This is a genomic window from Rhodanobacter sp. C05 (genome assembly GCF_002001165.1).
Lineage (GTDB): Bacteria > Pseudomonadota > Gammaproteobacteria > Xanthomonadales > Rhodanobacteraceae > Rhodanobacter.
Genome location: NZ_MUNQ01000010.1, coordinates 159,953 through 184,890, shown reverse-complemented (window position 1 = coordinate 184,890; position 24,938 = coordinate 159,953). Strand labels below are relative to the sequence as shown.

The window sequence follows — 24,938 nt, the reverse complement described above, 5'->3', positions numbered from 1 at the left end:
TCAGATGTCCTTCGCCGACGGCGCATGGCCGCGGTGCCTCTCGATGAAGCGTTCGATCGCGAAATAGAAGCTGGGCAGGATGTACAGCGTAAGCAGGGTGGCAATCGGCAGGCCGCCCACCACCACGGTGGCCAGGCCACGCTGCACGTCCGTGCCGATGCCGGTGGCCAGTGCAGCCGGCAGCATGCCCACGCTGGCCACGGTGGCTGTCATCAGTACCGGGCGGAAGCGTTCGGTGGCACCGGCCAGTACCGCTTCCGCCAGCGTCAGGCCTTCCTTTCGCACACGATTGATGTTCGACACCATGATGATGCCGTTCTGCACCGCCACGCCGAACAGGGCAATGAAGCCCACCGCGGTGGCGATGTTCAGTGTCTCACCGCGCAGATGCAGCGAAATCAGGCCACCCACGGCAGCCAGCGGCACTACGGCCAGCACCAGCAGCGCCTGATGCAGCTTGCCGAACTCGGCGAACAGCAGCACGGCCATGATCGCCAGCACCATGCCGAGCACCACGATCAGGCGCGCCTGCGCGCGCTGCTGGTTCTCGAAAGTACCGGCCCATTCCAGCCGATAGCCCTGCTTGTCGAAGTGCACCTTGGCGTCGATCTGCTGTTGCGCGTCGGCCAGGTATTCCGATAGCGCACGATCACGGTTGTCGATGCGGATCGTCAGTTGGCGATGACCCTGCTCGTGCGCGATCGTGCTCTCGCCAGTCCTGCGGCTGATATGCGCGACCTGCTTGAGCGGAATCTGCGCACCATTGGCCGCGGTCAGCGGCAGATCGCCGATGGCTTCGATGTTGTTGGCGACTTCATTCGACACACGCGTCGTCACGTTGTAGACGCGATAGCCCACATAGATTTGGGTGATCGGTGCACCGCCGATCGCGGTCTGGATCAGGCTGCTGATATCGGCGATGTTGATGCCATAGCGTGCCGCAGCATCCCGGTCCGCCACGATTGCCAGCTGCGGGATCGGCGGCTCCTGGAAGATCGACGCATCCGCCGTGCCGCGCACATCCCGCAGCACGTCGACGATCTGCCCGCCGACGCGGCGCAGTTCCTTGAAGTCATCGCCGTAGATGCGCAGTACGAGCGGGCTGTGCGCACCGCCGACCATGTCGTTCTCGCCATCGACGATCGGCTGACTGATACCCGCGCTGATGCCCGGAATCTGCTGCAGTCGCGCGTTGAGCTTGCGTACGAACGCCGCCTTGTCCTCGCCTGCCGGCCAGTTGCCGTAGGACTTCAGGCCGACGCCGGATTCGATGTGCGACGGTGTCCACGGATCACTGCCGGTGTCGTTGCGACCGAGCTGGGTAACCACATAGGACACCTCGGGGAACACACCCACCACGCGACGGTATTCACTGGCCATCTCACTCGCCTTGTCCAGCGACAGGCCGGTCGGCAACTGCACTTGCACCCACAGCGAACCTTCATCCAGATCGGGCAGGAACTCACGTCCGATCGTCACGCCAAGCACCAGCACACTGACCAGCGCCACACCCGCTACCACATAGACCACCGGCAACCTGTGCAGCAGCCGGCCCAGGCTGATGCGGTAAGCCGCCTGCAGCCGCTCCAGTGGCTTGTTGTGGAACAGCTTGCGCGGCTTGCGCAACGCGATGTAGGCCAGCCCGGGCGTCAGCGTGACCGTGCACAGCAACGCGGCCAGCAAGGCATAGCCCACGGTGAACGCCATCGGGCGGAACAGCTTGCCTTCGGCGTGCTCGAATGCGAACAACGGCAGGTAGGCCGTGATGATGATCAGCGTGGCGAAGAAGATCGAGCGGCCGACATGCCTGGTCACCGTCATCACATCGTCTTCGGTGAGCACTTCGTCGGGTTTCTCCTCGCGCCGGCGCAGGATCGCTTCCATCACCACGATGGTGCCGTCGACGATCACGCCGAAATCGATCGCGCCCAGCGAGAACAGGTTCGCCGGCATCCTGGTGAACTGCATCAGGATGAACACCGTGACCAGCGACATCGGAATCGCCACCGCAGCCACCAGCGCCGAACGCGGACTGCCTAGGAACAGGATCAGCACGATGCAGACCAGGCCAACGCCTTCCATCACGGTGTGGAAGACTTTTTCCTTGGTCGCGTTGACCAGATCGTCGCGATCGATGTACGGCACGATGCGCACATCCTGCGCGGCGAACTGTTTGTTGAGTTCGGCAACCTTGGCGTGAATGCTTTCGAGCACGCGCGACGGATTCTCGTACTTGAGCAGGTCGACGATGCCTTCGATCGTGTCGGGGTTGTTGTCCTTGCCGAGAATGCCTTCGCGCACCTGGTGGCCGTACTGCAATTTGCCCAGGTCGCGCACGAACACCGGCACACCATTGGTCTGGGTGACCACGATGTCGCCCAGATCCTTCAGCGTATGTACCATGCCGATGCCGCGCACGATGTACGACTGCTCGCCACGGGTAATGCGGCCGCCACCGGCGTTCGCGGTATTGGCCGAGATCGCGCTGCTGACCTGACCCACGCTGACGCCATAGTGCAACAGCTGCGCCGGGTCGAGCTCCAGCTGGAATTCCTTGGTGAAGCCGCCGAAGGTATCGACATTGGCGACACCGGGAACCTGCTCCAGCGCGGGCACGATCACCCAGTTCTGCAACTCCGACAGTTGCATCAGATTCTTGCTGTCGGATTCCAGCGTGTAGCGATAAATCTCGCCGGCCGGCCCGGACACAGGATCGAGACCAGGGGCGATCCCGGGCGGCAGCGTGACCTGGGCGATCCGCTCCATGATGCGCTGGCGTTCCCAGTAATCCTCGGCACCGTCCTTGAACACCAGCGTGATCAATGACAGGCCGAACGTGCTGCTCGAACGCATGCTCACCAGCCCGGGCGTGCCGGCAAGACCGCGCTCCAGTGGCGTAGTGATCTGCTGTTCGATTTCTTCGGCGGCCAGGCCCGGCACCTGGGTGGTGACCTGGGCAGTGACGTCGCTCAGTTCCGGATAAGCCTCGATCGCCAGCTGGGTCCAGGAGTAATAGCCGAAGCACGCGACGAGGATCGTCACGACGATGAACAAGATGCGTTTCTGGAAACAGAAATGGAAGATCGTGTTAATCATTGAGCAGTACCCCGCCCTTCACGATCACGCGATCACCGGCCTTGAGGCCTTTCACCACGCGCGCACCGACCGTCTCGTCGTAGCTGAGCTCGACCGTGCGGCGCTCGAACGTCCACGGCGACACTTCGACGAACACCGTGGTGTTGTCGTTGTTCATCAGCAGCGCCGACTCCGGCACGAACACCTGCGCCGGCTGCGGGATATTGAAGCTGGCATTCGCGTACATGTTCGGCTTCAGTCGCCCATCGGGATTGGCGATGGCGACGCGCACCATGTCGCGACGCGTATCCGGCTGCAGCGCCGGGCTGACGAAACTGACCCGTCCGTGGAATACCTGATCGGGATACGCGGACAGCGTGGCATCCACCGGTTGCCCCTTGGCGACCAGACCGACCTCGCTTTCCGGCACATTCGCGGTGATCCACACCGAATCCAGGTTGGCGATGGTCATCATCGCGGCGGTGGCATCATTGACAAACTCACCCGGCGAGACCGACAGCGCGGTCACGTAGCCGTTGACCGGCGCGGAGACATTCATCGCCCGCGCCGCATGCGCACTTGAGGCACCGCCCACCGCCGTGAGGCGTGTCTGCGCGCGATTGAACTCGGCCAGCGCCTGGTTGTAGCTGCTTTGCGCTGCCTCCAGATCCTTCATCGCAACGCCACCGGCCTGCTGCACGCCATGCGCCCGGTCCATGCTCTTTTTCGCCAGGTCGAGTGCATCGCGAGCCTTGTCCGCATCGGCATAGGCTTGCGCCAGATCGCCCGAATCGATCACCGCCAGCAACTGGCCACGAGTGACGTGATCACCGAGTCCAACCTTCAGCTGGACAACCTTGCCGGTCAGTGCAGGCAGCACGTTGGCCGTGCGTGCCGGATCAGCCTCGACGGTCGCGGGGAACACCACCGCATGCGGCACATCGCGCATCTCGACGGGCTGCACCACCAGTTGCAAGCGCAGCGGCGATTTCTCGGGTATGCGCAACAAGCCGTGATCGGCGATGACGGCCGGAGCCGGTGGTGCCTCGCCTGTCTGATGCGAACAGGCAGCGAGCGACAATGCCAGCACGATGGCAGCAGGCAGGCGTGACAGATGTTGAATGCAACGGAACGACATGAGCTTCCCCTTCGACATGAAGGCGCGAACGAGCCCGTGGCGGTCATGCGACCGGCAGGCAGTACATACGGCGAGGGAAAGGCAGGCCGTTCGCAGACGAACGGCAGGCGCATCCTGAACCGCGGTTGGGCCGTCAACGGCCCCCGCGTCCGGGACTCACTTCACGACGAAGTGCGCGCGGTGCGGCGTCGAGACGGCCGGCTTGGGGGTGGTTGATCGGTTGAACGACTACTGTGCAAGATCAGGGTTCTCCTGTTTGCTGGATATCGATGACAAAAGTGTTACGCCACGCCGATATTCGGCTTCGTGCACCGGCCATTCCTGCAGCAGGCCGGCGCACTTGTCCTTCGTGGAGAAGGCCAGAAAGTCAGAGCCAGCGTCCATAACGGCGCGTGTAGACCACCTTCACCAGCTGGGTCAGCGCGCAATACGCCACCACGGTCAATGCCAGCCACGCGAAATACACCGGCGGCATTTCCATCATGCCGATCTTCGCGCCGATCGCGGTGTACGGCAGCAGCATGCCGATCACGATGATCGCCGTGGTCAGTCCAAGCACCGGCGCCGCGGCACTGCTTTGCAGGAACGGAATCTTGCGCGTGCGGATCATGTGCACCACCAGCGTCTGCGTCAGCAGGCTCTCGATGAACCAGCCGGACTGGAACAGCGACTGGTGCGCGGCCGAGTTGGCACCGAACACGTACCACAGCAGCAGGAAGGTGGTCATGTCGAACACCGAACTGGCCGGCCCCACCCACACCATGAAGCGACCGATGTCGCCGGCATCCCACTTGCGCGGCTTGCGCAGGTAGTCCTCGTCCATGCGGTCGAACGGGATCGACAGCTGCGAGATGTCGTACAGCAGGTTCAACACGAGGATCTGCAGCGGCAGCATCGGCAGGAACGGCAGGAACGCACTCGCGATCAGCATGCTGAGCACGTTGCCGAAGTTCGAGCTGGCGGTCATCTTGATGTACTTCATGATGTTGCCGAAGGTGACGCGCCCTTCCAGCACGCCCTCCTCCAGCACCATCAGGTTCTTCTCGAGCAGGATGATGTCGGCCGACTCTTTGGCGATGTCGGTCGCGGTATCCACCGAGATGCCGACATCGGCATCGTGCAACGCCGGCGCATCGTTGATGCCATCGCCGAGGAAACCCACGGTATGGCCCTGCCGCTGCAGCGAGCGCACTACGCGTGCCTTCTGCAAGGGCGACATCTTGGCGAACACGGTGGTGCGCGCCACCAGCTCATCCAGCGCGGCATCGTCGAGCAACTCGATCTGCTTGCCCTGGGCCGAGTGCGCCACGTCCAGTCCAACCTCGCGGCAGATCTTGCGCGTCACCGCCTCGTTGTCGCCGGTGATCACCTTCACCTCGACGCCATGCTGGTGCAGCGCGCGAATGGCCGTGGCGGCCGAATCCTTCGGCGGATCGAGGAACGCCAGGCAACCGACCGCAATCAGGTCGCTTTCATCGGCCACGCTATAGGGCCGGTCGTGGCTCGGCTCGCGCTGCACCGCGACCACCAGCACACGCAGACCATCCTCGTTGAGCTTGTGCGTCATCTCCTTGATGTCGCGCCGGCGCTCATCGGTCATCGGTTCGGTGACGTCACCGACCCTGGCATACGCGCAGATCGACAGCATCTCCTCGACCGCGCCCTTGCAGATCAGCAAGTGCTCGCCATCATCCTTCGCCACCACCACCGACATGCGCCGGCGTTGGAAATCGAACGGGATCTCGTCAATCACCCGGTAGCGCATCGCCGCCGCCTCCAGATCCCGATGTTCCAGCACCGCCTTGTCCATCAGGTTCTTCAGGCCGGTCTGGAAGCGGCTGTTGAGGTAGCCGAATTCCAGCGCCTCGTCGGACTCCTCGCCGTCCAGGTCGAGATGGCGCTCCAGCACGATCTTGTCCAGCGTCAGTGTGCCGGTCTTGTCGGTGCACAGCACATCCATCGCGCCGAAATTCTGGATCGCGTTGAGCCGCTTCACCACCACCTTGCGCCGGGACATCGCCAGTGCACCCTTGGAGAGGTTGGCCGTGACGATCAGCGGCAGCATTTCCGGGGTCAGGCCGACCGCGACAGACAGCGCGAACAGGAAAGCCTCGGTCCAGTTGTGCTTGTCCAGCCCGTTGATCAGGAACACCACCGGCACCATCACCGCCATGAAGCGGATCAGCAGCCAGCTGACACTTTTCACGCCGCGGTCGAAACTGGTCTGCACCCGCTGACCGGACATGCTGTGCGCCAGTGAGCCGAGATAGCTGCGCGCACCGGTCGCCACCACCACGGCCGTGGCGGTACCGCTGATCACGTTGGTGCCCATGTAGCAGACCGTGGGCAGCTCCAGCGCGTTGTCGTAATGCTGCGGGCCGCTCATGCGCGCCGGCGCGGACTTCTCCACCGGCAGCGACTCGCCGGTAAGGATCGCCTGGCTGATGAACAGGTCCTTCGCGCTGAGCAGGCGCAGGTCGCCGGGCACCATGTCGCCGGCGCCGAGGTGCACGATGTCACCGGCGACCAGCTCGACCACCGGCACCTCGATCTGCTCGCTGTGGCCATCGGACGCCTTGCGCGTGACCGTGGCGGTATTGCGCACCATCGCCTTGAGATTCTCGGCCGCGCGCGACGAACGGAATTCCTGGGTGAAGTTCAGCAACACGCTGATCGCCACCATCACCGCAATGATGATCGGCCCGGACATGTCGTCCGGCGTGGCGAATATCTGTACAACCGCCAGCACCAGCAGCACGATGATGAACGGGTTCTTGAACGCACGCAGCAACTGCAGCGACCAGTGCGGCGGCTTCTCGTGCGATACCTCGTTGATGCCGTCGCGATGCAGCCGCGCCTCGATCTGTTCCTCATCGAGGCCAGCCGGCGTGGTTTCCAGCGCCGCCAACAGTTCGTCGTTCGCGCGGAAGGCTTCCTGCGCCACCACCGCATGCACGGCCGCCGTCTTGCCCGCCACCTTGCCCGCGGCAGTCTGATTGGATTGCTTGTTCATGACCCGCTTCCGTGAATTCGCTGATGCCTGCCGCCGGTGCGAGTCTGCGGAATCAATCCGCCAACTGCGCCACCGTCGGTGCGCATGGCCGCCCACGCGGCCGGAATGGCACCGCCGCTGGCGGAGGCCATCCCTTGCATGACGTCATGGCGACCATCAGCGACTGGATACCAGAGCGAGATGTACGGACGATGGCAGCGCATCGCCGTGGACCTGCATTGAAGGCCCGCTGACGGGCGAAGCAGCCCGGCGGTGCAATTCGATCACATTGCTGCCGGCCGGCTTTGCCAGCGGGGCAGGTACGGTGACGGTGTAACCGGCGCGCACAGAGTCACGACGACCAGCCAGCAGCCGGCGCACCGTGCGCAGCAAAACGAAATCGCGAAGGAGCTTCATAGCCCATCTCCTCGTTACGGCGCCTACGGCACCGTAGAGGTGGGCCGGTCTTCCCTAGTCGAGGAAAGCGCCAGCCGACCGCAGGCGGTCGCCGCAGACAATCAGCTTGTTATGCAATGCCGGCATCCGATGCTCGCGGATGTCGACGTTGCGACTAGGGTAAACGTCCATATGCCTTGGTTTGTCAGGACTGGGAGCCAGCCGATGCAGTGCGCCGGGAGGCGCGCGCATTGTCGTGCTGCGCTGCGCAAGTGTCAACCCATCAATCGCATCCGGACCGACGGATTCCGGGCAGCACGCGCAATGACACGTAATACATACAATGCCGGCACGCCGCATGATCATCGACCATCCGCCTGCATCGATCCGGAACCCCATGACTGATCCCGCCAAGCTTTACGCCCAAGCCACCTCTGCCTACAACCAGAGGAACTGGCGACAGGCACTGGAACTGTCGATGCAACTATTGCCGCAGGCACCGAACCATGCCGAACTGCACTACCTCGCGGGACTGTCGGCACTGGAACTGCAGCAGATGTCGCAGGCGCTGCAGTACTTGCAGCGAGCTGCTCAGCTGTATCCGCTACGTGCCGACTATGCGACGCAATTCGCCAAGGCGCTGTCCATGGTCAATCTTTCAGCCGATGCCATGACCATCGCGGATCGGGCTCTCACCTTGCTGCCCCTGGATGCGCACGCGCTCGACACGCTTGGTGTCATTTTCACGCGCGCCAATGCCCACGAACGTGCAACCGCGCTGTATGAGCGTGCTGTCACGCTGGCACCGCAACATCCCAACTACCGTTACAACTTCGCCAAATCGCTGGTATTCCTCGGCCGACTGGATGACGCCGAGCGCGAACTCGAGTCCTGCCTCCGACTGGCGCCAGATCATTGGGGCGTGCACCTGGCTTTGTCGCAACTGCGCAAGCAGAGCGCGACCAACAATCATCTGGAGCGCCTGCACTCGTTGTTACCGAAAAGCACGGACAACCCAACGGCACAGATGAACCTGCAGCTGGCGCTGGCCAAGGAGTACGAGGATCTGGGCGACTACCCCAGAGCATTCGAGTACCTCGTCGCCGGCAAGGTGGCCGCCGGCGGCATGCGCCACTATTCACCGCGGCAAGATGAAGTCCTGTTTGAGAAGTTGATCCAGGCATCGCCCGAACCACAACCCGTCGGCGCTGGCTGTTCAAGCGATGAGCCGATCTTCGTGATCGGCATGCCGCGCTCGGGCACCACCCTGGTTGAACGCATCCTCTCCAGTCACCCGGACGTGCATGCAGCCGGCGAATTGCAGAACTTCGGGATCGCGTTAAAACGCGCTTCCGGCAGCCGCACGCCTCAACTGCTCGACATGGACACCATCGAACGTTCGCGTGAAGTCGATTGGCAACAACTGGGCAACGCCTATCTGGCCAGCACCCGCCCCGATACCGGTCACAAGCCGCGCTTCATCGACAAGTTGCCGCACAATTTTCTGTATGCCGGTGCAATCGCGAACGCGCTGCCCAATGCCAAGATCATCTGCCTGCGGCGCGATCCAATGGACACCTGTCTCAGCAATTTCCGCCAGCTCTTCGCGTCAGCATCACCGTACCACGACTATTCGTACGACCTGCTCGACACCGGCAGGTACTACATCTTGTTCGATCGCCTGATGGCGCACTGGAAACAGGCGTTTCCTGGGCGCGTCCTGGAAATGGACTACGAAACGCTGGTGGATACACAGGAGGCCAAGTCGCGGGAGTTGCTGGAGTTCTGCGGCTTGCCGTGGAATGACGCCTGCCTGCATTTCGAGAACAATCAGGCACCGGCCACCACGGCCAGCGCCGTGCAGGTGCGTGAGCCGATCTACCGCAGCGCGGTCCAACGCTGGAAGCAGTACGAAACACAACTGACCGAACTCAAGGAACTGCTGGAGAGTGCCGGCATCGCACTCAAACCGTAAAACGCGGTACTCAGAGCGCGCGCTGGAATACCATCCCCTGCTGCACTATCGGCTCGACCAGCCAGTGGTCGGCGAGCAGGAACGCAAACAGTGCCATCAGGTACACGATGGAGTACTTGAATACTTTCATCGGAAACAGCTCATCCGGTGGATTCAGCAGCCGCACGGCGTAATACAGGAAGCCCGCGCCCAGCACGACCGCGCCGCCCAGATAGATCAGGCCGCTCATCCCGGTCAGTGCCGGCAGCAGGGTCACCAGCACCAGCAGCACGGTGTAGAACAACACCTGCCAGCGGGTGTAGACCACGCCGTGGGTGACCGGCAGCATCGGCACCTGCGCGCGTGCGTAGTCGTCGCGGCGGAAGATCGCCAGCGCCCAGAAATGCGGGGGCGTCCACACGAAGATGATCAGGCATAGCTGCAACGCGAACGGGTGCAGGGCATCGGTCACCGCCGTCCAACCCAGTACTGGCGGGATCGCCCCGGCCAGACCACCGATAACGATATTCTGCGGCGTCGCGCGTTTCAGGTACGCGGTATAGACCAGCGCGTAACCGATCAACCCGCCGAAGGTGAGCAGCGCGGTGAGCGGATTGACCAGCAGCACCAGCACCAGCATCGAGGCGATGCCAAGCAGCACCGCGAACACCAGCACCTGGCGCGGAGTGAGCGAGCCGGTGGCCAACGGACGCCGCGCGGTGCGCGCCATCAGCTTGTCGATGCGCTCGTCGACCAGGTGGTTGAACGCGGCGGCCGAACCGGAGGCCATCCAGATGCCCAGCGTGCCGAACACCAGCGCGCGCCACGGCGGGATGCCCGGCACGGCGAGGAACATGCCGATCACCGCGCAGAACACCAGCAGCGCGACGACACGCGGCTTGGTCAGTTGCAGGTATTCGCTGATCAGATTTCTGCTCAGATCCATCTCAATGTGGCTCCAGCGACAGGGACATCGACTCGTCATGCCGACGCTGGGTACGCGCCAGTGTGGCCAGCAAGGTGAACAGCAAGAGTGCGGCCACGCCATTGTGCGCGGTCGCCACCGCCAGCGGCAAACCGAAGTACACATTGCTGATGCCCAGCAACACCTGGCTCACCAGCGCCACGGCGATCGCGATACCAAAGACGCGCAGGCCGCGCCGGGCCAGCCTGTGCGACAGCCAGCCCAGATAGCAGAACACCACCAGTGCGCCGAATCGATGCACGAGCTGGATCGCACTGCGCGCCGCCATGTCCAGCACGCCGCCTTCGTAATTGACGCCGATACCACGCAACAGCACGAAGCCCTGATGAAAGTCGGTCGGCGGCGCCCACTGATTCAGGCACTGCGGAAACGAGCCCGGGCCGTAGCCGCAGGCCAGTGCCGCATAGTTCGCCGAAGTCCAGCCGCCCAGCGCGATCTGGCAGAACAGCAATATCACGCCGATCACCACCAGCCGACGCAGGTCGGCCAACCGGTCATCCGGCGCACCGATGCCGGCAAAACGCAGCGCCGCGTACGCCAGCAGCGCGAACGTGGTCATGCCACCGAGCAGATGCCCCATCACCACGACGGGCTTGAGCAGCAGTGTCACCGTCCACATGCCGAGCATCGCCTGGAAGATGATCACCGCCAGCGCCAGCACGCTGATCCGCCACGCGCCCGGTCGGCGCAGCGTGACCGCGGCCAGCAGCGGCAGCGCGATCGCGCACGCGGCCAGCAACGACGACCACCGATGTTCGCCGCTGATGTACAGACCGACCCCGACGGCTGCAAACACGGCGGCAACGATGATCGCCAGCTGTGCGCCGTATCGACGCCAGCTCGCCAGCAACGCCAGCAGCAGCACCAGCACACCGAGCGTGCCGGCGAGGAAGCGGTGCACCTGTTCGCGCCAGGCCTTGTGCGCCTCGTACGGGCGATCGGGGAAGGCCGCATCGGCCTTCGCCACCGCCTGCGCATGTTGCGGCCAGGTCGCCTCGCCATAGCAGGTCGGCCAGTCCGGACAGGACAGGCCGGCATTGGACAGCCGCACGAACGCACCGAACATCACCAGTCCGAGTGCAAACGCCGCGGCCAGCAGCGACAGCCCGCGCAGCACCCTCAACGAGCGCGACGCCATCACTTGATCACCTTCTGCAGATCCTTGCGCAGGCCAGACGCATCGAACCCGGCCGGATACCACGACAGCGCGGTGCCGTTGGACTCCACCAGCAGGGCGCTGACGCTGTCCGGCGTGGTCGGCCGGTAGCTGGTCAGCTTGCCCGCGACATCTTCGCCAATCTGCCAGTAGTTCTTCATGCCGTCGCGATCGTCGTTCGCCGGTGGTGTGCCCAGATACAGCAGGCGCAGGCGCGACTGGTTGCGATTGAGCGTGACGCGGGCGGCGGCCATGCTGGTCAGCGTCACCAGACACTCCTTCGCGCAGTCGGGGCCGGCCAGGGCCACCAGGGTCATGCGCGGCTCGCTGTCGCGCCAGGCGTAAGTCTGGCCATCGCTCAGCTGCACCTGCAGTTTCTCGTCGACGAAATTGCGCTGTGGCTGGATCGGCTGGCCATTGCCCTTCGCGCCCGGCTGCCAGCCGCTCCAGGTGAGCAGACCGGCCGCGATCATCGGCGCGGCAAACACCAGCGCGATCAGGATCAGGAACATCCGGCTGCGACGCAACGCTACGGAATCAACTGGTTTCATCGGACTTCATCGTCATTCTGGGAGTGGGATTTGCGCGGCTTGCGCTTGCGATTGAGCACCAGCAGGATCACCACCGCCGCGATGGCGAACGAGAACCACTGGAACGCATAGGCGCGGTGCCGTGCCGGCGGCATCGAGGAAAAGTCGAGTGTGTGCACACGCACGTAGATCGAAGCCGGATCGGTATCCAGCGCCAGCACGCGCGGATACAGCGGGCGGCCGAGGTCGCGGGCGACCGCCAGCGGATCCAGGAAGATGCTGCTCTTCGGCCATCGGGTTTGCCGCGCCAGCGCATCACCACCCATCTCGAATCCGAGCGGCGGCGGCGGCACGTACAGACCCTGCAGGCTGATCTCGCCCGTCGGCAAGGGCGGCAATTGCGGTACCTGCGCAGTGCCGTTGCCCGGCAGGAAGCCCATATCCACCAGCAGCAGCTTCGCCTGGTCGCGCAACGCGAACGGAGCGAACACTTCCACCCCGCCGCGTTCGTCATGCTGGGGGTTGTCCAGCAGATACAGCCGATCGGCCAGGTAACGGCCACTCACCTGCACCCGCGGGAAGCCATCGGCCGGTGGTGTTTCGGCCACCCTGGCGAAGTCCTGCTGAGGCGCGGAAGCCGATGCGGCATACCGCCGCAGAAGTGCTTCCTTGAAGTCGGCACGATGCAGCTGCCAGACGCCCAAACGTATGAACAGCAACGCGCCAGCCGCAGTCAGCAGCAGCGCCCACCATGGCGGACGACGGAATCCGATCACGCGGCGTGCCTGCCGGCGGTCGCTATACTGTCGAGGTCGAAATGGATCGGATCAATCACGTGGAAACCGTCTACAAATGTGCGCTGGTGGTGGTGCTGCTGGTGGTGATCTTCAGTCTCGGCCAGGCGCTGTACTTCATGATGACCGACAAGGACGACGACAAGCGCACCGTGTGGGCGCTGACCCGTCGCATCGGCCTGTCGCTGGTGCTGATCGGCATGGTCGCGCTCGGTATCTGGATGGGTTGGCTGCATCCGCACGACGTCGGCCGGTAATTGTACCCGGCTGTATCGACAGTTCGGTCTGGCCGCGACAAATCGCGCGATATGGTGCCCATCGACAGCAGTTGTCAGTGACCGGATCTTCCAACAAAAAGCCCGCCAATGGCGGGCTTTTTGTTGTTTGAGTCGGTAAGCGGCTCAAAGAATGTAAACGAACATGAACAGGCCGAGCCAGACCACGTCGACGAAATGCCAGTACCACGCCACCGCTTCGAAGCCGAAATGGTGATCCTTGTTGAAATGACCCTTCAGCACGCGGAACCAGATCACCGCCAGCATGATCGTACCCAGCGTCACATGCAGGCCGTGGAAGCCGGTCAGCAGGAAGAAGGTCGAACCGTAGACGCCGCTGTGCAGGGTCAGGTTCAGCTCCTTGTAGGCCTCGATGTACTCGTGCGCCTGGAAGTTCAGGAACAGCGCGCCCAGCAGCACGGTGAGGCCGAGAAACACCAGGATCTTGCCGCGATGACCGGCACGCAGCGCATGGTGCGCGATCGTCACGGTGACACTGGAACTGAGCAGGATCAGCGTGTTCAGCAACGGCAGACCCCACGCCGGCACGGTCGAGAATGCGCCACCGGCATGCTCCGGACCATTGCCGCCATTGGCACCCCACGAGGCAGCGTAGTTGTTCCACAGGAACTCATGGGTCAGCGTGCCATGACCTTCACCACCCAGCCACGGCACCGAGAACATGCGGATGTAGAACAGCGCACCGAAGAAGGCGCCGAAGAACATCACCTCGGAGAAGATGAACCACATCATGCCCATGCGGAACGAGACGTCCACCTGGTGGTTGTAGCTGCCGGAGAGCGATTCGTTGATCACCGAGCGGAACCAGCCGAAGAACATGCCCAGCACGCCGATCACACCGATGAGCAACACGGTCTTGCCGAAGCCGGCGTCGCCGGGCTCCGCATTCAGCCAGTGCGCGGCACCGAATACGGTGGTGAACATGACCACTGCGGCCACGAACGGCCAGTAGCTCTTGGCCGGAACAAAGTAAGCGTCGTGCTGCTGACCCATGGTGAGACCCCGTGGATTTCTCTTGATGACTTAACCCCGTCAGGCCGACCGGGGAACTGCATGCCGGTCGTCAAACCCGACCGGTTGAAGAACACATGTAGCGACTGCGGTACCGCTATTTCATCAGCACGATCTGCACGAACGACACCAGGAAGAACGCGGCCACGATCGCCACCAGGATCGTCACGGTACGCCGTACACCCTTGCGGCGGTCCGCATCGGGCTGATCAATGGCTGGCTGCTGCATTTTCGGTTGCGTCATGTGGATCGGTTTCTCCAGGCACCCCGCCGTTTCCGACACGGGCGCCCTGATGGATGGTCAATCGTTGACGTGACCGTGCGCCAGCTCGTCGTCGTGGATCACCGGTGGCACCTCGAAGGTGTGGTGCGGCGCCGGCGACGGCACCGTCCATTCCAGACCCTTGGCACCTTCCCACACACGGTCGGTGGCCTTCTTCTTGGAGAACCACACGCCATGGATCAGCACGCCGAGGAAGATCAGCTGCGAGGCGCCGAACAGGAAGCCGCCGATCGAGCTGACCATGTTGAAGTTGGCGAAGGCCACGTTGTAGTCCGGGATGCGGCGCGGCATGCCGGCCAGGCCCAGGAAGTGCTGCGGGAAGAACAGCACGTTGACCCAGATCACCGAATTCCAGAAGTGCATCTTGGCCCAGAACTCGCTGTACATCCGGCCGCTCCACTTCGGCAGCCAGTAATAGGTGGCGGCGATGATCGCGAACAGCGCACCGGTCACCAGCACATAATGGAAGTGCGCCACCACGAAGTAGGTGTCGTGGTACTGGAAGTCGGCCGGCACCAGCGCCAGCATCAGGCCGGAGAAGCCGCCGATGGTGAACAGGATGACGAACGCGATCGCGAACAGCATCGGCGTCTCGAACGTCATCGAGCCGCCCCACATGGTGCTGACCCAGTTGAACACCTTCACGCCGGTCGGCACCGCGATCAGCATCGTCGCGTACATGAAGAAGATCTCGGCGCCCATCGGCAGGCCGACCGCGAACATGTGGTGCGCCCACACGATGAACGAGAGGAAGGCGATCGAGGCGATCGCGAACACCATCGCCTTGTAGCCGAAGATCGGCTTGCGCGCGAAGGTCGGGATGATCTCCGAGATGATCCCGAACGCCGGCAGGATCATGATGTACACCTCGGGATGCCCGAAGAACCAGAAAATGTGCTGGTACAGCACCGGGTCACCACCGCCGCCCGGGTTGAAGAAGTTGGTACCGAAGTACTTGTCGGTGAGCAGCATCGTCACCGCACCGGCCAGCACCGGCATCACCGCGATCAGCAGGAACGCCGTGATCAGCCAGCTCCACACGAACACCGGCATCTTCAGCAGCTCCATGCCGGGCGCGCGCATGTTGAGGATGGTCGCGATGATGTTGATCGCGCCCATGATCGAGCTGATACCCATCAGGTGGACCGCGAACACCACGTAAGCCAGCGAATCGCTCTGCAGCGACAGCGGCGGATACATCGTCCAGCCACCGGCCGGCCCACCGCCTGCCATGAACAGGGTGGACAGCATCAGGGTGAAGGCGAACGGCAGGATCCAGAACGACAGGTTGTTCATGCGCGGCAGCGCCATGTCCGGCGCACCGACCATCAGCGGGATCATCCAGTTACCGAGTCCGACGAAGGCCGGCATGATCGCGCCGAAGATCATCACCAGCGCATGCATGGTGGTCAGCTGGTTGAAGAAATACGGCTGCATCAGCTGCAGACCCGGCTTGAACAACTCGGCGCGGATCAGCATCGCGAAGCTGCCGCCGATGAAGAACATCACCAGCGCGAAGACCAGGTACAGCGTGCCGATGTCCTTGTGGTTGGTCGACATGCACCAACGCTGGAAGAAACTCTTCGGCGCGCCGTGGTGATCATCGTGCTGATCATGGGTGGCTGCGTGGGACATGGCCTTACACCTCTAACCTGAAAATATTGAATGCGACTGCAATGAGACTGCGAGTTGCTGGGAATCAGCCTTACTTGGCCGTGGCAGGCGCCGCAGCGGACTGGGCGGACGCCGGTACAGCTGCCGTGGAGGCCGCCGCCGGTGCCGCGACAGGAGCCGCCGACTGCGCCTCCTGTTCGGCCAGCCAGGTGGCGAAATCCGCCTTCGACTTGGCCACCACCACGATCGGCATGAAGCCGTGATCCTGGCCGCACAGCTCGGCACACTGGCCGCGATAGGTACCCGGCACCGTGATGTTGGTCCAGGCCGCATTGATGATTCCGGGAATCGCATCGAGCTTCCAGCCCAGCGCCGGCACCCACCAGGAGTGGATCACGTCGGCACCGGTGATCACGAAGCGGATCTTGGTGTCGACCGGCACGACCAGCGGCTTGTCCACGTTCAGCAGGTAGGTGTTCTCGTCGCCGACCTTGACCGCGTAAGGATCCATGCCCGAGCCGAGCTGACGGGTCTGGTCACTCTGCGTATCGAGCTTGGACATGAAGCCGACCTTGCTGATCGGCTTGCCGAGGTAGTCGACGTAGTCGTAGCGCCACTTCCACTGGTAGCCGGTGACCTTGACCGTCATCTGCGAACCGGTGGTGTCGGACCAGGAGGTAATCCCGCCGGTGGCCAGGTAGGCCAGCACGATCAGGATGATCACCGGGATCGTGGTCCAGACGACCTCCAGCATGGTGTTGTGCGACCACTTCTCGGCCACCGCACCGCGCGATTTGCGGAAGCGGAACATGGCGATGAACATCGCGCCGAACACCAGGATGCCGATCACCACGCACACGCCGAGCGAGATGTTGTTCAGGTCATACGGCACCTGTGACCAGGTGCTCGCACCGCGCTCCATGTTCAGCTGGTACGGACTCGGATCGGCCTGAGCCACGCCGCCGAACGACGCAAGGGCAAGCGCCGCCCATGCCGTGAATGATCGCCTGATGCCGCCAGATGTCATGTCTTGCACCTTTGTTGAACCTATTTGCGCAACTGGTCATTGAAATCAGCCAGCAACACCACGAGTTTCTTCGACAGCTCGACGCGTTCCTGTTCCGCCAGAAAAGCGCCGATTTCCATTTTGCGCCCATGCGATGACAGCAGCAGGCGCTGACGCCCGTTGCCCGGCTCCAGCAGCACGCGCACCCAGTACGACTGGAAACGCACACTGCGGCGACCTGGCAGGGATTGCACCTCCAGCGACGAAGCGTCGAGGGTGATGCGCTCACTGCGGTCGCCGGCCCGCCAGGCCACGCTCAAGGCGACAGCCACGGCGGCGGATTCAACCAGGGCAAACAGCGGAGCAAATACATTCCCCTGCCACGCACCCAGTCCTGCCGTTATCAGCGCCAGCGCTACCAGAACCACGATCAATCGACGCAACCCTCGTCGGCTGAGCGTGCGATTGGGCTTGAGCCACATCGTCACGCACGGCAGGCCGGCGGCAGCTGGTCGAAGCACGATCATGGAGATCCGGCGTGCCTGGAACAGCGGAATGATAGGCCGCGGCGAGTCAGCGGGCAAGAATGTCGCACCCATGCGCTCCGCATCGAGCCGCGAATCGGCGCCGATTGATGCACCCGCAACGGGCGTCGCGGTCCTCCCGGATCATTGCCGGATGACCGCGACTCATGCACCCGGCATGCCTTGTCCGGCGTACAATTCCGCGTTTTCCCACCGTCCCTGCAAACGCACCGGCTTCCTCTGTGACCCAACCCATACTCAGCCCCGAACTTCCCGCCGGCGCCGGGCCAGCCCGTGCACGCATCACTGCCGCCTGGCTGCGCGACGAAACCGAAGCGGTCAACGACCTGCTGGCCCAAGCCACCCTGCCGCCGGTCGAACGCGAAAAGGTGATCGACCTCGCCGCCGACCTGGTCAGCCGGGTGCGCCTGCGTGCCAAGGATCAGAGCGCGGTCGAGTCCTTCATGCGTCAGTACGATCTGTCCTCCGAAGAGGGCGTGCTGCTGATGTGCGTGGCCGAAGCCTTGCTGCGCATTCCGGACAAGGCCACCGCCGACAAGCTGATCCGCGACAAGCTGGGCGATGCGGACTGGAAGAAGCACCTGGGCCAGAGCGAGTCGCTGTTCGTCAACGCCTCCACCTGGGGCCTGATGCTCACCGGGCATCTGGTAAATCTCGCCGAAGACACCCGCCACGATTTTACCGGTGCCTTGAAGCGGCTGGTCGGCCGCGCCGGCGAACCGGCGATCCGCCTCGCCGTGCGTCAGGCGATGCGCATCATGGGCCACCAGTTCGTGATGGGGCAGACGATCAACGAAGCGCTGGACCGCTGCGCGAAGAAGGAATACGCGGTGTACCGCTATTCCTACGACATGCTGGGCGAGTCGGCGCTGACCAGCGAGACCGCCGAGCGCTACCAGCAGGATTACCGCAACGCGATTGCCGCGATCGGCGCGCGCGGCCCATTCGCGAACCACACCGACGCGCCGTCGATCTCGGTGAAACTGTCCGCCCTGCATCCACGCTACGAAGTAGCCAAGCGCGACCTGGCCCATCGCCAGCTCAGCGAAAAATTGCTGGAACTGTCGCAGCTGGCGATGAAGTACGGCATCGCGCTGTCGGTGGACGCCGAAGAGGCCGAACGCCTTGAGCTGTCGCTGGACATCATCGGCGACGTGTTCGCGCATCCCTCGCTCGAGGGCTGGAACGGCCTCGGCATCGTGGTGCAGGCCTACGCCAAGCGCACTCCGTTCGTGATCGACTGGCTGATCGAGACCGCACGCGCCGCCAATCGCCGCTGGTACGTGCGCCTGGTCAAGGGCGCCTACTGGGATGCCGAGATCAAGCGCGCGCAGGAAAACGGGCTGGCCGGTTATCCGGTGTATACGCGCAAGCCGAACACCGACGTGTCCTACCTGGCCTGCGCACGCCGCCTGTTCAACGCCGGCATCGAACTGATCTATCCCCAGTTCGCCACGCATAACGCGCACTCGATCGCCGCCGTGCATCACATCGCGCAGGGCCGTCCGTACGAATACCAGCGCCTCCACGGCATGGGCACCGACCTGTACGCCGAAGTGATTGGTCCGCAGAACCTCAACGTGCCCTGCCGCGTGTACGCACCGGTCGGTACACACGAGGACCTGCTGCCATATCTGGTGCGTCGCCTGCTCGAGAACGGCGCCAACACCAGCTTCGTCAACCGCGTCGTCGACGAGAGCGTGCCAGTGCGCACGCTGGTCGCCGACCCGTGCGAAACCGTGCGTGGCTTCGCTTCGATCCCCCACCCGCGCATTCCGCTGCCGGTGAATCTCTACGGTGAACTTCGGAAGAATTCCATGGGCGTCAACTTCTCCAACGACAACGAACTGAAGGCGATGGCCGACGCGGTCAACGCCAACGCCGGCTCGTGGGCCGCGGCTCCGCTGGTGCCGGGCACGACCGCCAACGGTCCAACCGTGCAGGTGACCAACCCGGCCGACCGCCGCCAGAACGTGGGCAGCTACGTCAGCGCCGACAGCGCCACCGTCGACAAGGCGCTGAGCAATGCGGTCGCCGCCCAGCACGGCTGGGATCGTCTGCCCGCGGCCAGCCGCGCCGCGATCCTCGAACATGCCGCCGAGCAGCTCGAAGCACATCGCGGCGAGTTCATCGCGCTGTGCGTGCGCGAGGCCGGCAAGAGCCTGCCCGATGCGATCGCCGAGATCCGCGAGGCGGCCGACTTCCTGCGCTACTACGCCACCATGGCACGTCGCCTGTTCGGTCAACCCGAGCAGTTGCCCGGCCCGACCGGCGAGAGCAACCAGCTGTTCCTCAACGGCCGCGGCGTGTTCGTCTGCATCAGCCCGTGGAACTTCCCGCTGGCGATCTTCCTCGGCCAGATCAGCGCCGCGCTCGCCGCCGGCAATGCCGTCATCGCGAAACCGGCCGAGCAGACCTCGCTGATCGGCCACGCCGCCGTAAAGCTGCTGCACGATGCCGGCGTGCCGGTCGGCGTGTTGCAATACCTGCCGGGTGACGGCGCGACCGTTGGTGCCGCCCTGACCCGCGATCCGCGCGTGGCCGGCGTCGCCTTCACCGGCTCCACCGAGACTGCCTGGGCGATCAACCGCTCGCTGGCTGCGCGCAATGCGTCGATCGCCGCGCTGATCGCCGAGACCGGCGGCCAGAACGCAATGATCGCCGACTCCTCCGCGCTGCCCGAGCAGATCGTCAAGGACGTGATCGCCTCCGCCTTCCAGTCCGCCGGCCAGCGCTGCTCCGCCGCGCGCGTGCTGTTCGTGCAGGAAGACATCGCCGACAAGGTCTGCGCGATGCTCGCCGGTGCGATGGGAGAGCTGAAGGTGGGTGATCCGGGCCAGCTGTCCACCGACGTCGGCCCGGTGATCGACGAAGACGCCAGGAAGATCCTGGTCGACCACGCCGCGCGCATGGACAAGGAAGCGAAGAAGATCGGCGAAGTCGTGCTCGATCCGGCGCTCACCGCCAACGGCACCTTCTTCGCTCCACGCGCTTACGAGATCCCGTCGCTCGCCACGCTGACTCGCGAAGTGTTCGGTCCGGTGCTGCACGTGATCCGCTGGAAGGGCAGCGAGCTGAAGCAGGTGGTGGACCAGATCAACGCCACCGGTTATGGCCTCACCCTCGGCATCCACAGCCGCATCAACGACACCGTCGACTACATCGCCAGCCACGCCCGCGTCGGCAATTGCTACGTCAACCGCAACCAGATCGGCGCTGTGGTCGGCGTGCAGCCGTTCGGCGGCGAGAACCTGTCCGGCACCGGCCCCAAGGCCGGCGGCCCGCACTACCTGCTGCGCTTCGCCGGCGAGCGCACGCTCACCATCAACACCACCGCCGCCGGCGGCAACGCGTCGCTGCTGACAATCGGCGAGTAACCGTCACGAGACCGCTTGTGCATTGCGCAAGCGGTCGGTGGGGCATGCGTGATAGAAAGGAGTGGACGCCGGCATGGTCCGGCCCGCACGCGCTCCGAACTAACGCACCATGGCCCGTCCCGCCAGCCTGATCGCCCCGAATCACGCCGCCAGCCATCCGCTGACGGATGACCCGCGCTATACGGCGGCCGAGATTCCACCGAACGTGCTGGTGCACCTGACCGAACTGGCTGCCTCGCGCGGCATCGCCTGTGACGACTGGTTCGCCGGGCTTGGCCTGGATCGACGCCAGCTCAGCGATCCAACCCTGCGCATCTCGTACCGGCAGGCCAGCATGGTGGTGCGTCGTGCGCTGCAGGCCATCGGCGAACCGGACCTCGGGCTCAGCGTGGGTCGCGGCGAGACGCTTGGCAGCTTCGGCCTGCTCGGCCTGGCCATGATGACCGCGCGCACCTTCGGCGAAGCGATGGGCGTGGGCATCGAGAACCACAAGGTCAGCGGAAGCCTGCTCGACGTCACCTTCGAGGAGGTCAATGAGCGCCAGGTGGCGCTTGTCGCGTGGCCGCGTTTCAGCGACGCGGCGTTGCTGCCGTTCCTGTGCGAGGAATTGTTCGCCAGTTCACTGGCGATCGCACGCCAGTTGCTGGGCGCATCGTTCAATCCTGCTCGACTGGAACTGAGCTACCCGCAGCCGGCACATCGGCAAGCCTATGCCGATCTGTTCAAGTGCGAAGTGCAGTTCGGCATGCCGCTCAACCGCGTGCTGGTCGATGTGCAATGGCTGGGGCAGGAGCTGCCTGGTCACAATCCACTTACGGCACGCCAGGCGCTGGCGCTGTGCACGCAGCAGCGACCAAGCGGCGGCAGCGTGCACCAGGAAATTGTCGCCGCGGTGGAGCGCCTGTTGCGTGGCCAGTTGCGGCAACCGCCGAAACTGCATGACGTGGCGCGCACGCTCAACCTCAGCGAGCGCTCGTTGCGTCGCAAGCTGGCCGAAAGTGGACGGATCTTCCGCGAGATCCACGACCGCGTGCGGGCCGAACGCGCCTTGCAACTGCTGCAAGGCGGCAACTTGAGCGTGGCCGAGATCGGCGGCGAAGTCGGTTTCAGCGACCCGCGCGAGTTCCGCCGCGCGTTCAAGCGCTGGACCGGCATGGCCCCGCAGGAAGCCCGTCGCGCGGCAACCTGAGCAGCCAGCTTGTCGTCACACTGGCCGATTTGCCCCCCTTCAGTTGGCCGATTTGCCCTCCCCAGCCGCGGCCGATTGCGTGACAGTGAACCCCTCTGCAGATGCCGTTCGAATAGGGGTTCAACGATCATGCGCAAGTTGCTCATCACCATCGCGCTCGGTGCCGTCCTTGCCGGCTGCAGCAGCAGCCAGACGCCCACCGCGCAAAGCCAGTCCGACGCCAGCTTCGAGAGCAAGTTGCAACAGCAACTGCTCGACGCCAAACCCGGCAGCGTGATCGAGATCCCCGCCGGCCATTATTCGCTCAAGCGCGGCCTCAGCCTGCGCACCGACGGCGTCACCATCCGCGGCGCCGGCATGGACAAGACCGTGTTGTCGTTCAAGGGCCAGGTAGTCGGCCCGGAGGGGCTGCTGGTCAACGCCAACGACTTCACCATCGAGAACCTGGCAATCGAGGACACCAAGGGCGACGCGCTGAAGATCAACCAAGGCAAGAACATCACCATCCACGGCGTGCGCATCGAGTGGACCGCCGGCCCGCAGACCACCAACGGCGCCTACGGCCTGTACCCGGTGAAGACGCAGAACGTGCTGGTCGAGGATTCGGTGGTGATCGGCGCCTCCGACGCCGGCATCTACGTCGGCCAGTCGCAGAACATCATCGTGCGACGCAACCGCGCCGAGCAGAACGTCGCCGGCATCGAGATCGAGAACTCGATCAATGCCGACGTCTACGAGAACACCGCGACGAAAAACACCGGCGGCATCCTGGTCTTCAACATGCCTAACCTGTCGCAGGCGGGACATGCCTCGCGCGTATTCAAGAACAAGGTGTTCGCCAACAACACCGGCAATTTCGCCGCCAAGGGCGCGGCGGTGGCCAGCGTGCCGGCCGGCTCCGGCGTGGTGGTGAACTCCAACGACAAGGTGGAGATCTTCGACAACGACATTGCCGACAACCAGACCGCGAACCTGATCGTCGCCAGCTACTTCTCCACCAATTACTACAACACCCGCGGCGTGGCCCCCGACTACAACCCGTACCCGAAGGGCATCTACATCTACGGCAACCGCCTCACGGGCGGCGGCGATTCGCCCGACGGACTCAAGCTGAAGACTCTGAAGACCGCGGTCTACGGGCTCAGCGGCCGCTTCCCGGACGTGCTGTGGGATGGTTACAGCGACCCGAAGGATCTGGTGAACGGTCTGCCGCCGCCGGATGACCGTATCTGCATCCAGGACGTCAACGGCGTGCTGAATGCGGACGGTGCGCACGACTACAAGAATCCGAGCACCGGCACCAAACCGTATCAGTGCACCCTGCCCAAGTTGCCACCGGTGGTGCTGAATCCGGAGCCGAAGGTGTGAGGGTATCGTCAGTGCGGATGAAGTGGATCAGACATACCCTGCTCCTGCTCGCCCTGTTGCTGTTGACGGCATGTCAGCGCGGGATGCCGCCGGTGGCCTTCCACGCCGATGGCCGGCCGCCGAAGCTGAGCGACTGGCATGTGGTCGAGGTGCGCGACGGCAAGCTTGAGCTCAACAATGGCGTGGTGCCGTATGACCTCAACACGCCGCTGTTCACCGACTACGCGCACAAGCTGCGCACGATCTGGATGCCAAAGGGCAGCTCGGCGAAGTACGACCCCAACGACACGTTCGACTTCCCGATCGGCACGGTGATCAGCAAGACGTTCTATTACCCGCGTGGCACGAGTGGCACGTTCAGCGACATCGCGCGCACCGACGACTACTCGCACGACTTCGCCGGCCAGGGCCTCGATCTGGCGCATGTGCATCTGGTCGAGACGCGCATCCTGGTACGGCGCAAGGATGGCTGGGCGGCGATGCCGTACGTGTGGAACGACGCGCAGACCGAGGCCACGCTCGCCCGCACCGGCGCGGTGCTGCCGCTGACCCTGGTCGATGCCACGCCGACCGGCGCCACGCCCGCGCGCGAGGATTTCAACTACGTGGTGCCGGACGAGAGCCAGTGCGCCAGCTGCCACGCGCAGGACTGGATCGACCGCAAGATCCATCCGATCGGCCTGAAGGCGCGCCACATCAACAAGGATTATCACTACGCCGACGGCGAGCAGAACCAGCTCGAACACCTGATGCAGATCGGTTACCTCAGCGGCGCGCCGGCATCCGGCGCGGCACCACATGACGCGAACTGGGCCGATTCGAAGGCGCCGCTGGATGCGCGTGCGCGCGCCTACCTCGACATCAATTGCGGCCACTGCCACAACCCGAACGGTGCGGCCAACACCACCGGCCTGTCGCTCAACTATGCGGCGACGGAGGATCGCCACATAGGCATCTGCAAGCCGCCGACCGCTGCTGGCCAGGGTACCGGCGACCACCTGTTCGACATCGTGCCGGGCAAGCCCGAGGATTCGATCATTCCCTATCGACTGTCGTCCACCGAACCGGGCACGATGATGCCGGAGATCGGCCGCAGTACGGTGCATCGCGAAGGCGTGGCACTGATCAAGGCTTGGATCGCCGCGCAGCCGGGGAGCTGCGTGACGTTGCATTGAGAAACGATAACAACGGAGAGCCGTACCGGTGAGGTACGGCCACACCATGCATGG

At 63.9% G+C, this 24,938-nt stretch carries 19 protein-coding genes; 6 read left to right on the top strand and 13 right to left on the bottom strand.

What is annotated here, in order from left to right; genetic code table 11:
• The 4 genes from B0E51_RS10690 to B0E51_RS10675 all read right to left on the bottom strand — a co-directional run bounded on the left by B0E51_RS10690 (nucleotide 1) and on the right by B0E51_RS10675 (nucleotide 7,622).
• Nucleotides 1-3,096 carry a CusA/CzcA family heavy metal efflux RND transporter gene (locus tag B0E51_RS10690; RefSeq protein ID WP_077444885.1) on the bottom strand — a complete coding sequence of 1,032 codons (3,096 nt, stop codon included), beginning with the start codon at nucleotides 3,094-3,096 and terminating at the stop codon, nucleotides 1-3.
• The gene (locus tag B0E51_RS10685; protein ID WP_077444884.1) at nucleotides 3,089-4,213 is read right to left on the bottom strand and encodes an efflux RND transporter periplasmic adaptor subunit; all 1,125 of its coding nucleotides are present in this window, start codon (nucleotides 4,211-4,213) and stop codon (nucleotides 3,089-3,091) included. The genes B0E51_RS10690 and B0E51_RS10685 overlap by 8 nt, the downstream gene beginning before the upstream one ends.
• 367 nt (nucleotides 4,214-4,580) lie before the next feature.
• Nucleotides 4,581-7,226 (bottom strand): magnesium-translocating P-type ATPase, encoded by a 2,646-nt coding sequence (gene mgtA / locus B0E51_RS10680; protein WP_077444883.1) that lies wholly within the window; start codon nucleotides 7,224-7,226, stop codon nucleotides 4,581-4,583.
• A gap of 156 nt (nucleotides 7,227-7,382) precedes the next feature.
• Entirely contained in the window at nucleotides 7,383-7,622 is a 240-nt protein-coding gene (locus B0E51_RS10675) for a hypothetical protein (RefSeq protein WP_077444882.1), read from the bottom strand.
• Between the two features lie 376 nt (nucleotides 7,623-7,998).
• On the opposite strand from B0E51_RS10675, the gene B0E51_RS10670 reads away from it, so the two are divergent.
• Complete coding sequence (locus B0E51_RS10670) at nucleotides 7,999-9,576, top strand: tetratricopeptide repeat-containing sulfotransferase family protein (protein ID WP_077445009.1); 1,578 nt, start codon at nucleotides 7,999-8,001, stop codon at nucleotides 9,574-9,576.
• A 10-nt stretch (nucleotides 9,577-9,586) separates the two neighbouring features.
• On the opposite strand, the gene B0E51_RS10665 is transcribed toward B0E51_RS10670, so the two are convergent.
• From B0E51_RS10665 to B0E51_RS10650, 4 genes are read right to left on the bottom strand one after another with little or no spacing between them, the layout of a single operon-like run.
• Complete coding sequence (locus tag B0E51_RS10665; RefSeq protein ID WP_077444881.1) at nucleotides 9,587-10,501, bottom strand: heme o synthase; 915 nt, start codon at nucleotides 10,499-10,501, stop codon at nucleotides 9,587-9,589.
• A gap of 1 nt (nucleotide 10,502) precedes the next feature.
• Nucleotides 10,503-11,678: a COX15/CtaA family protein gene (locus tag B0E51_RS10660; RefSeq protein WP_077444880.1), complete on the bottom strand. Its 1,176-nt coding sequence runs from the start codon at nucleotides 11,676-11,678 to the stop codon at nucleotides 10,503-10,505.
• A complete protein-coding gene (locus B0E51_RS10655; protein WP_077444879.1) occupies nucleotides 11,678-12,247 on the bottom strand; it encodes an SCO family protein in 570 nt (189 codons plus the stop codon). The genes B0E51_RS10660 and B0E51_RS10655 overlap by 1 nt, the downstream gene beginning before the upstream one ends.
• On the bottom strand, nucleotides 12,244-13,002 hold the full coding sequence (locus B0E51_RS10650) for an SURF1 family protein (RefSeq protein ID WP_077444878.1): 759 nt from the start codon (nucleotides 13,000-13,002) through the stop codon (nucleotides 12,244-12,246). Before B0E51_RS10650 ends, B0E51_RS10655 begins: the two co-directional genes overlap by 4 nt.
• A gap of 59 nt (nucleotides 13,003-13,061) precedes the next feature.
• Here B0E51_RS10650 and B0E51_RS10645 point away from each other — a divergent pair, with 59 nt between their 5' ends.
• The gene (locus B0E51_RS10645) at nucleotides 13,062-13,277 is read left to right on the top strand and encodes a twin transmembrane helix small protein (protein WP_077445008.1); all 216 of its coding nucleotides are present in this window, start codon (nucleotides 13,062-13,064) and stop codon (nucleotides 13,275-13,277) included.
• Nucleotides 13,278-13,421: 144 nt separating this feature from the next.
• Here the strand turns inward: B0E51_RS10645 and B0E51_RS10640 are convergent, their stop codons facing one another.
• The 5 genes from B0E51_RS10640 to B0E51_RS10625 form a co-directional block, all read right to left on the bottom strand.
• Entirely contained in the window at nucleotides 13,422-14,309 is an 888-nt protein-coding gene (locus B0E51_RS10640; protein WP_077444877.1) for a cytochrome c oxidase subunit 3, read from the bottom strand.
• A gap of 115 nt (nucleotides 14,310-14,424) precedes the next feature.
• Nucleotides 14,425-14,571 carry a hypothetical protein gene (locus tag B0E51_RS19500; protein WP_168172619.1) on the bottom strand — a complete coding sequence of 49 codons (147 nt, stop codon included), beginning with the start codon at nucleotides 14,569-14,571 and terminating at the stop codon, nucleotides 14,425-14,427.
• A 57-nt stretch (nucleotides 14,572-14,628) separates the two neighbouring features.
• The gene (gene ctaD, locus B0E51_RS10635) at nucleotides 14,629-16,245 is read right to left on the bottom strand and encodes a cytochrome c oxidase subunit I (protein ID WP_077444876.1); all 1,617 of its coding nucleotides are present in this window, start codon (nucleotides 16,243-16,245) and stop codon (nucleotides 14,629-14,631) included.
• 70 nt (nucleotides 16,246-16,315) lie between these two features.
• On the bottom strand, nucleotides 16,316-17,251 hold the full coding sequence (gene coxB, locus B0E51_RS10630; protein WP_077444875.1) for a cytochrome c oxidase subunit II: 936 nt from the start codon (nucleotides 17,249-17,251) through the stop codon (nucleotides 16,316-16,318).
• Between the two features lie 20 nt (nucleotides 17,252-17,271).
• Complete coding sequence (locus tag B0E51_RS10625; RefSeq protein WP_077445007.1) at nucleotides 17,272-17,712, bottom strand: DUF2244 domain-containing protein; 441 nt, start codon at nucleotides 17,710-17,712, stop codon at nucleotides 17,272-17,274.
• A 284-nt stretch (nucleotides 17,713-17,996) separates the two neighbouring features.
• Here B0E51_RS10625 and putA point away from each other — a divergent pair, with 284 nt between their 5' ends.
• From putA to B0E51_RS10605, 4 genes are all read left to right on the top strand, one after another.
• Nucleotides 17,997-21,152 carry a bifunctional proline dehydrogenase/L-glutamate gamma-semialdehyde dehydrogenase PutA gene (gene putA / locus B0E51_RS10620; protein WP_077444874.1) on the top strand — a complete coding sequence of 1,052 codons (3,156 nt, stop codon included), beginning with the start codon at nucleotides 17,997-17,999 and terminating at the stop codon, nucleotides 21,150-21,152.
• Between the two features lie 109 nt (nucleotides 21,153-21,261).
• Complete coding sequence (locus B0E51_RS10615; protein ID WP_077444873.1) at nucleotides 21,262-22,341, top strand: AraC family transcriptional regulator; 1,080 nt, start codon at nucleotides 21,262-21,264, stop codon at nucleotides 22,339-22,341.
• A gap of 129 nt (nucleotides 22,342-22,470) precedes the next feature.
• Complete coding sequence (locus B0E51_RS10610) at nucleotides 22,471-23,709, top strand: parallel beta-helix domain-containing protein (protein WP_077444872.1); 1,239 nt, start codon at nucleotides 22,471-22,473, stop codon at nucleotides 23,707-23,709.
• A 17-nt stretch (nucleotides 23,710-23,726) separates the two neighbouring features.
• The gene (locus B0E51_RS10605; RefSeq protein ID WP_077444871.1) at nucleotides 23,727-24,884 is read left to right on the top strand and encodes an SO2930 family diheme c-type cytochrome; all 1,158 of its coding nucleotides are present in this window, start codon (nucleotides 23,727-23,729) and stop codon (nucleotides 24,882-24,884) included.
• The last annotated feature ends 54 nt before the right edge of the window (nucleotides 24,885-24,938 follow it).